Source organism: Azospirillum sp. CT11-132 (genome assembly GCF_047302835.1).
Lineage (GTDB): Bacteria > Pseudomonadota > Alphaproteobacteria > Azospirillales > Azospirillaceae > Azospirillum.
The window spans coordinates 459,463-472,113 of sequence record NZ_JBGLZA010000009.1 but is presented as its reverse complement, the minus strand read 5'-3'; the positions used below and the strand labels follow the sequence as shown (position 1 = coordinate 472,113).

Annotated in this window: 13 protein-coding genes; all 13 read right to left on the bottom strand. The window is 67.9% G+C overall.

Going from position 1 to position 12,651, the window contains the following annotated elements; genetic code table 11:
- Position 1 precedes the first annotated feature (1 nt).
- Positions 2–151: a hypothetical protein gene (locus ACCD06_RS33860; RefSeq protein WP_413346826.1), complete on the bottom strand. Its 150-nt coding sequence runs from the start codon at positions 149–151 to the stop codon at positions 2–4.
- Between the two features lie 712 nt (positions 152–863).
- Entirely contained in the window at positions 864–1,259 is a 396-nt protein-coding gene (locus ACCD06_RS33855) for a hypothetical protein (protein WP_413346824.1), read from the bottom strand.
- A 3-nt stretch (positions 1,260–1,262) separates the two neighbouring features.
- Positions 1,263–7,724, bottom strand: coding sequence for a tape measure protein (locus ACCD06_RS33850; protein ID WP_413346822.1), 6,462 nt, complete (start codon positions 7,722–7,724; stop codon positions 1,263–1,265).
- Between the two features lie 60 nt (positions 7,725–7,784).
- Positions 7,785–7,982 carry a hypothetical protein gene (locus ACCD06_RS33845; RefSeq protein ID WP_413346820.1) on the bottom strand — a complete coding sequence of 66 codons (198 nt, stop codon included), beginning with the start codon at positions 7,980–7,982 and terminating at the stop codon, positions 7,785–7,787.
- Between the two features lie 56 nt (positions 7,983–8,038).
- Positions 8,039–8,395, bottom strand: a complete 357-nt coding sequence (locus tag ACCD06_RS33840; protein WP_413346818.1) for a hypothetical protein — start codon at positions 8,393–8,395, stop codon at positions 8,039–8,041.
- 123 nt (positions 8,396–8,518) lie between these two features.
- Positions 8,519–8,992 carry a hypothetical protein gene (locus ACCD06_RS33835; RefSeq protein WP_413346816.1) on the bottom strand — a complete coding sequence of 158 codons (474 nt, stop codon included), beginning with the start codon at positions 8,990–8,992 and terminating at the stop codon, positions 8,519–8,521.
- A 69-nt stretch (positions 8,993–9,061) separates the two neighbouring features.
- Complete coding sequence (locus ACCD06_RS33830; protein ID WP_413346814.1) at positions 9,062–9,457, bottom strand: DUF3168 domain-containing protein; 396 nt, start codon at positions 9,455–9,457, stop codon at positions 9,062–9,064.
- Complete coding sequence (locus tag ACCD06_RS33825; protein WP_413346812.1) at positions 9,454–9,912, bottom strand: hypothetical protein; 459 nt, start codon at positions 9,910–9,912, stop codon at positions 9,454–9,456. The genes ACCD06_RS33830 and ACCD06_RS33825 overlap by 4 nt, the downstream gene beginning before the upstream one ends.
- A complete protein-coding gene (locus ACCD06_RS33820; RefSeq protein WP_413346810.1) occupies positions 9,912–10,250 on the bottom strand; it encodes a phage head closure protein in 339 nt (112 codons plus the stop codon). The genes ACCD06_RS33825 and ACCD06_RS33820 overlap by 1 nt, the downstream gene beginning before the upstream one ends.
- Positions 10,250–10,555 (bottom strand): head-tail connector protein, encoded by a 306-nt coding sequence (locus ACCD06_RS33815; RefSeq protein WP_413346808.1) that lies wholly within the window; start codon positions 10,553–10,555, stop codon positions 10,250–10,252. Before ACCD06_RS33815 ends, ACCD06_RS33820 begins: the two co-directional genes overlap by 1 nt.
- 4 nt (positions 10,556–10,559) lie before the next feature.
- A complete protein-coding gene (locus ACCD06_RS33810) occupies positions 10,560–11,090 on the bottom strand; it encodes a hypothetical protein (RefSeq protein ID WP_413346806.1) in 531 nt (176 codons plus the stop codon).
- A gap of 3 nt (positions 11,091–11,093) precedes the next feature.
- A complete protein-coding gene (locus ACCD06_RS33805) occupies positions 11,094–11,288 on the bottom strand; it encodes a hypothetical protein (RefSeq protein WP_413346804.1) in 195 nt (64 codons plus the stop codon).
- A 54-nt stretch (positions 11,289–11,342) separates the two neighbouring features.
- Positions 11,343–12,647 (bottom strand): phage major capsid protein, encoded by a 1,305-nt coding sequence (locus ACCD06_RS33800; protein ID WP_413346802.1) that lies wholly within the window; start codon positions 12,645–12,647, stop codon positions 11,343–11,345.
- Positions 12,648–12,651 lie beyond the last annotated feature (4 nt).

Genomic DNA, 12,651 nt, shown 5'->3' with positions numbered 1-12,651 from the left:
GCTACCTCGGGATCTGACGCATGGTCATTTCGATGGTGTAGACGAGCCGGTACCGGCCGGCGGTCAGCCGCTCGATGGGCAGTTCGCCGAAGCCATAGGCGACCGACGCCGCCCCGGCAGAGGCGGAGGCGGCATGGACTTGCCTGGGCACAGCGATCGTGCCCGACGCCACCGCCACCGTCCCGCTGGCCCGCCGGATGGCGGCAGCCCCTGCCGACAGTGACGACAGACCGGCTGCTGTCGCGGTGCCGGACGCACGAAGGCCAGCAGCACCGGCCGCAGCTCCGGCAGCCGTGGCGGAAGCCGAGCCACGGGCAACCAGCGCAGGGCGGGCCTGACCCGTTGCCGCTCCTGCGGCACCGCCGGCACCGGCAGCCGTGAGGCGGCCAGCGGCAGTGACGGAGGAACCGCCCAGAGACGCACCAGCGGCCGGCTGAACACGGCCAGCAGTTGCCGTACTGGACGATGCGCCGCCGGCAGCACCCCCGGCAGCCGCCACAAGGCGAGAAGCCGCACTGACAGCGGAAGCCGCCGCTGCCCCTGCCGAAGGCTGGGCGATCAGACGCGCCGCCGCCGCTCCGGCGGCAACGGCGGTAACGGCCCCAATGATGCCGGCGGCAAGGCGGCCAGCCGCTATCGCTGTTCCAGCACCGCCGACGGACGCCGCAACGCCAGCGACCCGAACAGCCGCCGCAGACGATGCCCCTGCTCCGGCCACCGTTCCAGAGGCTGGCGTGACCCGGCCAGCCACAGCGGTGACCGCAGATGTCGCCTGGGCGACCGCCGACACCGAATAGGTGTTGCCGCCGCCGGCTACCGCCAGCGGCGTATCGGCGATGGGGCCAAAGCCCAGCATGGCTGGGTCAGCTCAGCGACTGGGAAAACTGCCCAGCGGCGAATTCGAACTTATCCGCCGACGCGATGGTCTTGGATGCGGCGAGGGTGCCGAACCAAAGCATGTTGCCGGCAGTCGCCGCATCGAACACGGCAAAGTCGGTGATGGTGCCCCAGGCGGCGGTTGCCGGCCCGAAGGTCACCGTGCCGCTGTTGGAGCTGCTGCCCGCCGATGCAGCCGACATGGTCGAGGTGATCGCCTGCCGGGCATAGCCGGTGCTGGTCGTGCTCACCTCCGTACCAGGACCGGACACCGACGATGCAGAGGTCAGCGCCGCCAGATAGACGGTTGTCGGCATGGTGAAGGCAGCCTTGCCATTGGCATGATCCAGCAGCTTATTGCGCAGGTAATTCGACATCGGCATGGGTTAGTTCCCTTTCGTTGCATACTTCGGCACGGCCTGTCCGAGCCGGATTTCCTGAGACTGTTTGTCGATGCGGCGGCGAAGCTCCGCGTTTTCTTCGCGGAGCGCGCCTTCCTGCTTTTCGGACATTGCGATGATGGTGCTGATGATCGCGCGGGCGTCCTGCCGCGCCTCTTCCCGGAATTTCCGGATCTCGGAGACCAAGTCAGCGGCGATGTCCGGGGCGCGCAGCCCGACGACACCTTGCGGCAGCCGGTCGTTCGCCACTTGGAAGCGCCGGGCCATCGCCAGGGAAGTTTCGTGCGGATAGACCCGCTCGCCGCCGGCCATTCGTACCAGCTCCGGCCCGTGCTCGCCGACCCAGGCCAAGCCCGGCAGGGCGGAGGGTGTGCCGACCGCATAGCCGGGGATGCCAGCCAGATGAGCCTGCGCCTTCACCGCCGCTTCGAAGGCCGCCTGATGGCCCAGCGCCACCCAGGCATTCAGCCCGCTGTCGATGCCGCCGTCGTACCCGGCGGAGCGAACGGCGGCGAGCTGCTGCGCCTGAGTCAGCGCATCCCAGGCGGATTGGACATCGGCCGATGCGCCGTAGCGCGCCCCGCCCGTAATCGTCAGCACGTCGCTGCCGAAGGTTGAGGCCCGGTCGGACGACGTCGCCAGCCAGACGTTGAAGGCTTGGTCGAGGCTGCCGCCCCAGCCCATGGCGCGGGCAATTCCCATCTGCTGGGCGCCGGACAGACCGTCCCAGGCGGCCTGGACGTTGGCCGGAGCGGCATAGCGCGGGGTGTTGTCGTTGGTGCCGGTCAATGCCTTGAGCGGGGCAAGCGCGGCCTGCCACACCGCATAGCTCTGATCCATCACGTCCTTCAGCCCGGTCAGCGCACCATATTGCTTCTGGCCCAGGTTGGCGGCGTCTGTCCGCTGACGCTGAAGCTCCTTCAGCATGTCGTTGGCGGTGTCGAGTTGCTGCTGCGCGGTGTCCACGCCCTGCGCCTGAAGACCGCCGAATTCGGCAAAGACCTGCCGCACCCGGTCATAGTCAGCGGAGTCCGTCGTCGCGTAATAGGCGCGGGCAAGCTGCACGAGTTGGGGGCCAAGCTGCTGAAGGGTGGCGATGGCCGCCGTCTTCTCCGCCTCGCTGGCGGACACGTCCTTGGCCGTTCTGTAGGCGGTTTCGAATTGCCGCCGGGCTTCGGCCAGCCGATCCTTATCACTCAGCGGCGAGTTGTCGTTGATGGCGAGCGCATCATAGGACTGCCGGAACTGCCGCGCCGCCTCAGCGCCAGCCTGAAGACTATCGACCAGGGCCTGTTGCGCGGTGATCTGCGCATCGTAGGCCGCCAGAACATCGGCCTGGGCGAGCTGGAAAGCCTGGGAGGCGCGTTCCGCCGCCTGCACCTTGATCAGCAAGGCGGTGTCATAGCCGGCGGCCTTGGCCTGGGCGAGGGCCTGCGCCTGCTGCTGATCCAGCGTGATCAGGCCAGAGGCGCGGTCATTGCCGACCGCGGCATAGAGCCGGCTGCGCAGATCGGCGTTATAGGCCTGAAGGTCCGCCGCCGCCTGGACGGTCGCCGCGCTGGTGTCGCGCATCGACATGGCCAAGTCGTGGATGGAGCCGGTGAAGCTGGCCGCGATCACGTCGAGCTGGGACGCGTCGAGACCGTTCAGCAGGCTCTTCAGCGAAGCGTCGAAGATCTCGGTTGCGCGTTCGGTTCCGAGACCGACCGCCGTCAGGTTGCGGGCGTTGGTGTCCCGCGCCTTCACCAGATCGTTGATGGAGTTGATGTAGTCCCGGCCCAGCGCCGTGTTGAGCTGACGGTTGGCGTCATCCTGCACGCTCGCCTTGATGCGCGCCCGCGTCTCCTTTTCGATCTGGTCGACGGTGGCGGCCAAGGCGGGATTGAGCTGCTGATAGGCCTCGCGGATTGCGGCGAACTGGCCGGTCAGCGACGCCATGTCCTGTTCGACCTGAGTGTAATCCGGCGGATTGCGGAGCTGGTCGAGATAGGCATTTAGCTGATCGGTGGCGAGCTTCACATACTCGCTGCCCAAGTCCAGCTTCTTCGCCCGCTCCAGCTCGTCCAGCATCGGCTTCAGCGATTCGGCGGTCGCTTCCTTGGCCGCCTTGGTGAAGCTGTTCAGCGACTTGTCGAGTGCGGCCAGAGCGGTGGTGCCGGCGTCGATGCCGGACCCAAGGGCGATGTCCTTGGCGGCGTCCTCGTAGGTGGTCGCCTTGGTGTTCTTGATTGCCTTGGTGACGGCTGCCCCGGCGTTGGCCAGACCGCCCTGTTCCAGCAGGGTGTAACGCAGCAGGTTGCCCAGCGCGTCGTCGCCTTTGCCGAATTCCTTGTAGGGAACGGAGCCGCCGACATAGAGGCCCTTGGCGGCGGTCTGGCCGATGCCGAACTCTTTCGCCAGCGTGCCGCCGCCGGCCGCCGCGGCGGTGAAGATCGTGCTGAAGGCGGTGCCCAGCTTCTGGGCATCTTCGATCTTCCCGTCATTGTCGACCTGGAAGTTGCCCGCCGTCGCGCTCTTGCCCCCGGCGGTGATGGTGATGTCCGCCGACGCGGTGGGACCGACCGTGGCCTTCTGGGTGCCGATCATGCCCATGATCAGGCCGGCAATGGCACCGATGGCGAGACCAACCGGCCCGCCAAGAGCACCAAGCCCCAGGTAAGAGGCAAGCGCCGCCGATCCGGCGCCAGCGACCGCGCCGGAGATGCCGCCAACGACCTTGCTGTTGGTCTTGGTGCCGAGCCAGCCACCGACCAGACCGCCGCCCATCGCACCGGCTCCAGCCGCACCCAAATAGGCGGACAGGCCGCCCGTGATGCCGCCGACCGTCGTGCTGCCGGCTGCCGCCGCGTTGCTGACCCCGCCCAGCGTTGGCATGACGCCGATGTCGGCAGCCAGCCCGCCGGCGGCGGTGGTCATCATGGTGCCCTGGGTGCCGGCCATCGTGCCGATGCCCAGGGTCGAGTAACCAAACTTGTCGATGGCGTTGGTGATGCCGCCGGTCAGCCCCAGCTTGTCCATCGCCCAACCGCCGGCCTTCGACAGGGCGGTGTTGGTCAGGCTGCCGGTCAGGCTGCTGGTGGCGGAGCCGGCCGCCCCGGCGGGCGCGGTGATGCCGAACAGCGACGGCATCGCCCCCACGACCTGGGTAACGATGGGCAGGACGATGTTGGCTTCCAGGGCGGCAATGGCGATGCGCTTGAAGATGGACTTGAAGACGTCCACCACGCTGGTGGCCTTGCCGGGGTCCATCAGCCGGTCGTACAGCGCTTCCGAAATGTCCCCGGAGATTTCCTTGGCCGTGGCCTGGACCGACTTCAGATAGTCGATCATTGCCCGCTTGTCGGCGACCTGTTCCTGCCACGCCAGCCACTGCCGCGCGCCATCCTCGCCCAGCTCCGCCACCTTGCGGGTGGCTTCCTGCTGGAGCCGGAGCGAAGTCAGCGCGCGTTCCCGCACCGGCTCCGCCTGCCCCATCAGTTCCAGCTCACGCTGGGCAAGGGCAAGGTTGTCGTTGGCGCTCTGGCGTTCCTGCTGAAGCCGGTTGTTGTCGTTGGCCGCCCGGTTCTTCCGGTAGGCGTCCATCGCATCGTTCAGCGCCTTCTGAGCCTCAGTGCCGGCGACGGTGGCATCGGTGCCGAGTTTGCGGATCAGGGCGAGCTGGTATTCCTCTTCCTGCGCCACCCGCACGGCGGCCCCGCCCGACGCCATGGCGAGCGTCAGCGCGTTGGTGTTGGCCGTCTCCAGCTCCAGCGACCTGACGGTCTCGTTCCGGATCTGAACGATGGCCGCAGCCTCTTCCCGCCGGTTGGCGGCGGCGACCGCCATGACGTTGCCGTTCCCCTTGGCCGCTTCCTGCGCCAGCTTGGTGGCATAGGTCGCCTGCCGCGTCGCCGCCTCGCCCAGACCGGCGGCCTGCGCCATCACCATCTGGGCATCGGCGGCCAGCAGGATTTCCTTGCCGGCCTGCCCGGCGGCGGCACCGGCTTCGGCGATGGCGACGGCGTAATCCTGGGCGGCGTTGGCTTCAGCGACCTTCCGGTCGACACCGCGAGCGACCATCTGCTCCACCGCCTTCTGGCGCTGCAGCTCTGCGACCCCGGCCGCGTTACCGGCGGCCTGCGCCCGCGCGATCTGCTTGTCGAGGTCGAGCACCTTGGCGCGGGCGGCGGTGGCGGATTCCACCCGCTTGGTTTCCACCTCCTGTGCCTTGCCCAGCAGTTGCAGATACTCGGGGCTGACCGTGGTCAGCGGGGTCTTGCCCTCCTTCTCCCGCTGCTGGTTGATCTGCTGCAGGACGGTCAGCGCCGTGCGGGCGGCTCCCTCCGCCGCGCCGGCCTGCGCCAGCTCGCGGTTCATGTCGGCGATGGCCGATGCGACGGGATCGATCTTCAGCTTCAGCGCGGCCATGATGCCGCTGACCTGCTGGGCATCGGTGCCGTAGCTGCGCAGGAATCCCGACCCGGCTTTCAGCGCCTGCCCCAGCGCGGTGACCGCCTTTTCGGTTTCGGCCTGCTCGTTGGTCATGAGCTTGCCGGACTGGACCGTCATCCCCGCCTGTTTCAGCGCGTCGGACAGGGCGGTGTTCAGCGCGTTGAAGGCGGCGGTGCCGCGCGACAGCTTGCTCGCCATCTCCAGACCGACCGCGTCGCCGGTCTTCTGACCCACACCGTTCATGGCGTCGAGGGCCGCCGCTGCCGCCTGCGCCCGCTTGCGGGTGGTTTCCGCCACCTCGATCAGTTGGCGCATCACCCCGGTCTGGTTGGGGGTGCCATCGGCACGGACGTTGCCGGTCCGCTTGTACAGCGCTTCCTGGGCGGCCAGCTCCGCCTGTGCCGCCGCTGCCGCATCCTGGGCAGCGGCCACCTCGTTGCGCTGTTTCTCCAGCAGGGCGTTCGCCTGCTCACGGGTGGCGGAGGTCAGTTCCTGCACCCGCTGCCGGCCATCGGACAGGGTGCGGTTGTAGGCTTCCTGCGCCTTGTCGGCTTCCGTGGTGCGGGTGGAGAGGTAATAAACGGCGGCACCGGCCGCGAGGAAGGCGGCACCCCAGGGGCCACCGACCAGCCCCATGACGGACGACAGCCCGGCCCCGGCCCGCGACAGCAGGGTCGCGGCGGCGGTGGTGCGGGCGATGGCGGATGCCTGCGCCTGCGACGCCATGTTGACGGCAATCGACGCCTGCGCGACCCGTTCGTCGGCAGTAGCGCGGGCGAGGCGGGCCGCCGTAAGAGCTTCTTCCGCCTGGGTGAGGCGGGCGGTCTTGCCGATGGCGGCATCCAACGCCACCGCGGCTTCATACTGGGCGGCACGGGCGGCCAGATCGGACCGTGCCTTGACCGCAGCCGCTTCGGCGGCGGCCAGATCGGCGGCGGCAGCCTGGGCAGCAGCGGCAGCCCCGGCCCGAAGCGCCGCCTCCTTCTGAAGGATGTGGCCGGTGTTCCGCACCAGCTCGCCGCGCAAGGTGATTTGCGCCTTGGCGAACTCCAGCCCGGCGGCGACCGCCGGCACCAGCCCACGCGCCACATAGACCGACGCCATCGCCGTGCCGACCGCCGTCACCCCGGTGGCGACGGCGTTCAGGTTCTCGCCCAGCGCCTGGATGCCACGGGCCAAGGTCGTGGTGGCACCGGCCGCCTCGTTCGCCTCGCCGATCAGCTTGCCCATGGCGTTGTCGAGGATGGCGAGCGACCGGCTGATGGTCGGCACCGTCTTGTCGAACTCCGCCTGGATCTTGGGAACCTGACCAAGGAAGGCGTCGAAGAATTGCTTGTTGGTGACCTTGCCGTCGTTGATGAGCTGCTTCAGACGTGAGACGGAGCCGCCCGCTTCGGTCAGCCCATCGGCGACCGCCTTCGCCACCCGCGGCGCCCCGTCCAGAATGGAGTTGAATTCCTCCGCCTGAACGCGGGCGGAGCCGAGCAACTGCCCGAGCTGCTGCATCGCCCCGGCGGCGGCGTCAGCGCTGGTGGCGGAAACGGCGAGCGCCTGTGCGACGCCGCCGGAGAATCGGGTCAGTTGTTCCTGTGACGCGCCCAGTTCGCCCGCCGCCTGGGAGGCGCGGCTGTAGACGTCCACCACGGACGCCATGGACACGCCCGCCTTCTGGGCAGCCTGGAAGAGCTGTTCCTGCGTCGCCTTCACCTGGGCGGCATCCTGCGACACCAGCCGCAGGCGGTTGCCGACCTGGGTCCAGGCTTCGGCATAGTCGATGGTCTTGGCCGCCATGGCACCGATGGTGCCGATCCCGATCACGGCGGCGAACTGGTTGAGCCGCTGCGTCACCAGGGCGGTGGAGCGGTTGACCCGCTCCATCGCCTGATCCATCCGGCCCGCTGACGTCGTCAGCGCCCGTTCGGCGCGGGCAACCGACTGCTCCGCCGACCGCATGCCACGGTCAAGCCCGCCGGTATCGGCGGTCAGAGAGACGGAAAGGCCTTCGAGTTCAGCCATGGACGGATTCCGGATGGAGGAAGGGCGCCGCGGCGTGGCCGGGCGCCCTGCGGGTCGGACTCAGGCTGTCGGCTTCCGGTAGCGTGGACTGCTCCGGAGGATGGCGATCAGCCGGTCGGCGGCTTCTTCCTCGGACGCGGCGGAGGGGGTTTCCTCCTTCTCCGCGCCCCAAGGGTTGGTCTTCTTCAGGAAGTCGACGCGACCATCCAGGGCCAGCTCGATCTGCGGTATGGGAGTGTCCCAGAAGACATCCGGCACCCATCCGAGCCAGCCCGTCGCGTATTTGAAGAGTTGTTCCAGATACGCGTCGAGGGTCAGGCCTCGCCGTTTCCCTCGTCGTCCTCACCGTCCTCGGTGGACGGCATGTCGTCCGGCCGCTTGCCGCCGTTCATCAGGATGACGATGAACTCGATCAGGGGGGCGGCCAGATCGCTGATGCCGGCGCTGTACACCTTGTCGTTCAGGCCCTTGGCGGCCTCGCCCTTGATGCCGGCACCGGCCGCGATGATGAAGGAGGCGGCGGCGATGTCATGGCCGGCGACGCGCGGCACCGCACCCTGAAGGCCGATGAAGTGGTTGCTGATCGCCATCGCGGCGCGCGGGGTCGGCTTCAGCACGACCTTTTCGCCGTCGAGCGTGATGGTGACGGTGCCGGAGTTCAGCTTGGACATGGTCTGATTTCCTCTTGGTCAGGGGGAAGAGTGTCAGGGCAGATGAAAAAGGCCGGTGGCGCCCTGACACGCCACCGGCCGCTGAACCGCCAGCGGAGCGCAGCACCGGCCGGCGGTATGCCGTCAGGTGCCGCGGGCGCCTTCGATGATGAAGCCGTCGATGCCGACGTTGACGTTGGCTTTCACGACCTGATTCGCGTCGCCGAACTGGTTCTTGTAGGAGAAGATTTTGGCCGGGAAGTAGAAGCGCGTCCCCTTCGCTCCGGCACCAGACGGCTTGTCGTTCAGCTCGACCTTGATGTTGACGTTGGTGTAGCTGTCCAGCCCTTCCAGCACGTCGCCCTGACCCAGATCGTCCGGGTTGCGGGCCAGAAGGACCGAGAAGGTGCCGTTGTCCAGCGCGCCCTTCAGGCGGCGAACGACGCCATCGTCGATGGTGGTGTAGGTCACTTCCTGGTACTGCGCACCGAACTCGCCGACGTCCAGCAGGTTGCCGACCTTGACCATGGTCAGCGCGTCATATTCGGCGAGCGTGTCGCACTCGGTTCCGGCGGTCTCGATGAAGACCTTCATCTTGGCGGTGGAAATCGCACCCATGGGGGTTCTCTCCTCAGAAAAAGAGCCGCCCCATGGGCGGCCCGGAAGCTCCGGCAATGCCGAAGACGGTCAGGCGCTCTGCAGCAGAGCGCGGAAGCGGATCACGCCGTGACGGGTCAGCCCGTCCGGCTCTATGAAGAGGGCTTCGAAGGCGAAGCGCAGGGTCACCAGTTGCTGACCGTCGACCGGAAGCGGCTGCTGGTGCAGCGCCGCCTTGATCGTGCCCATCAGCTCCTTGGTCTCACGCTTGCCGGCGTAACGGCTCCAGACGTGGATGACGGTGTCGATCTCTTCGGCTTCGTCATCGCCCAGCATCGGCCAGTCGGTGACGGTGTCTTCGCCGATCACGACATAGGGGAAAGCCTGCCCCTGGGGCACGTCATCCAGCACCGGCACGGCATCGCCCAGCGCGGCCTTCAGCGCCGCGAACAGGGCCTTCTGGAGCGGCCAGGATGCGGCGCTCACGGTTTGCCCCCTTGCCGGGCGGCGGCACGCGACAGGGCCTCATTCACCGCGGCGCGGATCAGCTTGACGCTGTGCGCCCGGTGCCGGCGGTAGGCCGGGAACAGGAAGGGCTGGGCTGGGGCACCGGGATGGTGGATCACACCGCCGTCGGACATTCGGATGTCGTGCGGGGCTGCGCCGAACTCGACCAGATGGATGTGGCGGACGCGGCGCTTGCCCCAGGACCCGACACGGGCCTGAAGGCCGTTCCGGCTGATCATGAGCCGCAGCTTCCGCTTCAGCTCGCCCGTGGCATAGGGATGTTCCGGGCCGGGAGCTGCGGCATGGGCATCGGTGAAGATCGCGGCACCAGCCTGGGCGATGGCCTGGGTGACGCCTTCCTTGATGTCGATCGGCAGCTTGCGCAACGCGGCGCGGAGCGCCCGGCCACCCGACACAGCGGACTTTCTAGCCATCAGATCGCGACCCCCGCTTCGGCGTCGATGGTGAGGAAGCCGGAGCGCGGCCCGGCATCGGCGATGAAGCGGACGTTGTGCGCCCGCCCGTTCCAGACGATCCGCATGCCTTCGGTCAGGTCGCGGCGGTGGCGCAGCTTGAAGCGCATCATGGTGGCGGCCTGGAGCTGCTGCGCATCGGCGCGTTCCTGCCCCGACACCGGCCAGACCTGCGCCCAGACGGTCGCCACCGGCACCCAGGTTTCGACGGAGCCGCCGCCGCCGTCCGCGACGCGGCTCTTGGCCTCGATGCGGATGCGCTGGTCGAGGTCTCCGGCACCGGTCTTGCGCCCGCTCATCAGAATGACAGCCGGCGATAGGGCCAGAGCAACCGCTCGACCGTGGGGTTCACCGTGTGGATGGTGCCGAAGACGCCACCCTCCCGGTTGCTGTAGAGGTCACCCAGCACCAGCAGGATGGCCGCCTTGACCGATGCCGGCACAGGCACTTCAACCCCTGCGGCATCAGTCCAGGGCAACGGACGGTCGATGTACTGCGCGGCGGCATCTTCAGCCGCCGCCAGCCTCAGCGTGATGTCTGCGTCCTCTTCGGTGCCGTCGACGCGCAGATGCGCCTTGGCCTCGTCCAGGGTCACAACGGCCATGTGGTCAATCCTCCAACCAGGCAGGATCGGGACGGCCCAGCAGATTGGCTGTCCATCCGGACAGCGAGCGCACCCGCCCAGAGAACTCGTTGGATGCAGCGGCCCGCCAGACCGGCCGGTAACAGACGAAGGACGGTCCGCTCCGCCGTCCGGCTTGGTCGTAGAAATGCGGGCTGTCATCCATCGGCATGCCGGCCAGCACCACCCGCCGCGCCTTCAGGACGCCAAGCGCGATTCGGACCGCGAACAGGCCGGATGATCCGGAGTGATCCAAGCGGTGCGGCGTCAGGTCCACCGCCGTACCAGGGTGCGTCCGCTGGCACCACGTCAGCCCGTCGAACGGCAGCCCCCGAACGGTGCGCTCCGCCATGAAGCCGGCGAGCTGTTCGGGATGGAGCGACACCCAATGGTCGATGCGGCCGGGGTGGAACGCACCGGACCGGTTCACAGCCATCACCACGCCGGGCCAGTCGCCCAGTGCGGCAAGGTCGGACGGCAGTGATGCCGCCGATCCCAGGATCAGGATGGAGGTCACCGGTCAGCCCTTCGCCCGGACGGTCCGGCCGCCCTTGTTGGCTGGAGCCGGTTCGGCCTTATCCAGCACCGGCTCCAGCGCCCCCAGGCGCAGCAGTTCGGTCGCATCGGCGGGCAGCATCTGGCGCAGCTCGCCTGCGGCATAGAAGCGGTCACCGTGCAAGGGACGGTTCACCCGATAGGTTCTCAGTTCGGCCATGGCTCGTCTCCGGAAGGAAGACGGGGCGGCTCCAGCAGCCGCCCCGTCCGGTCATCAGGTCACGCGGCCGAAATCGCCGTAGATGAAGGCTTCCGGCCGGTAGACGGCCAGGGCCAAGCGCTCTTCACAGAGCATGGTCAGCAGGTTCTTGACGAAGTCGTCTTCGTTCTCGGTGGCGATTTCGACGCGGGCGAGCCAGCGGTCGAAGACCTGCGCGCCCATGCGGAAGGCACCGGTCAGATACTTGTCGACCGTCATCGCCTGGGTGGTCACCACCGGCAGGCCCCACAGAGACGGCGCGATGTTGCCCTGCGGGTTGCCGATGATGTAGCGGCCTTCCCCATCCTTCAGGGTCTCGATCCAGGCCCAGTCGATGGGGTTGAGGACATGGCCGGTCGCCGGCAGTTCGGCCAGTGCCGCCTGGAGCATGGCGAGGCGCAACACGTCGATGCTGGTCGGAGTGTCCAGGGTGATCGGCGCGGCGAAGGCGGAGGCCTGCGGCACGATGCCCAGCAGGTTCTGACCGGTGCCGTCGCCGTTCAGAAGCTGAGCCTCTTCCTTGTAGGCCAGCCCGTAGCGCAGGCGCCCGTCGATGTAGGAGGCGAGCTGCGACACGTCGTCAAGGATCTGGCGGGAGGCCTTGGCGTAATGCGCGATCACCTTGGCGGTGGTGCTGACCAGATCGAACTTGATGTCGGACTGCGGCTTCTTCGCCGTCTCCGCCACCGGAGCCGCGTTGTTGGTGAAGCCCGTTTCCTTGACATACTCCAGAGCGTTGCCGTCCATCCGGCCGGGGGTGATCAGATCGCGCACCGTCATGCGGCGGTCCGGCGGAGCGACGATGCCCTGCAGACGGGTCGGGCTGACCAGATCGCCGGCAGCGCCGGCAGAGTCGGAGGTGTCCGACGTGATCGTCGCCTTCATCTGGAAATCGACCCGGCCGCGGGGCTGCGTCTGGCCGATGAAGGACTTGACCTTGTCGTCTTCCACGAACTGCTGACCCAGCGACTTCTGGGCATCGTCCTTGCCACCCTGCTGGCCGCGGGCAACCTTCTGCTCCAGCTCGGCGAGCTGCTCGCCGATGGCGTTCATCTTCAGCAGGGCTTCATCCGCCTTTTCCTTGGTGGCGGAGGCGACCTTGCCGTTTTCCTTGGCTTCGGTCAGGGCCTTTTCGGCGATGGTCTTGGTCTCGTCCAGCGCCTTGTCGAACGTCGCCTTCACCTCCGCCGCCAGTTCGGCTGCGGTCTTGGTCCCGCCGCCGCCCCGGCCATCGGGCGCTTCGAAGCAAATGCGGTTACCGAAGCGGGAGGCAACAAGCCAAGCGATGCCGCCCGCCGCAATCATCGTGCGGTGGTTCATAGGG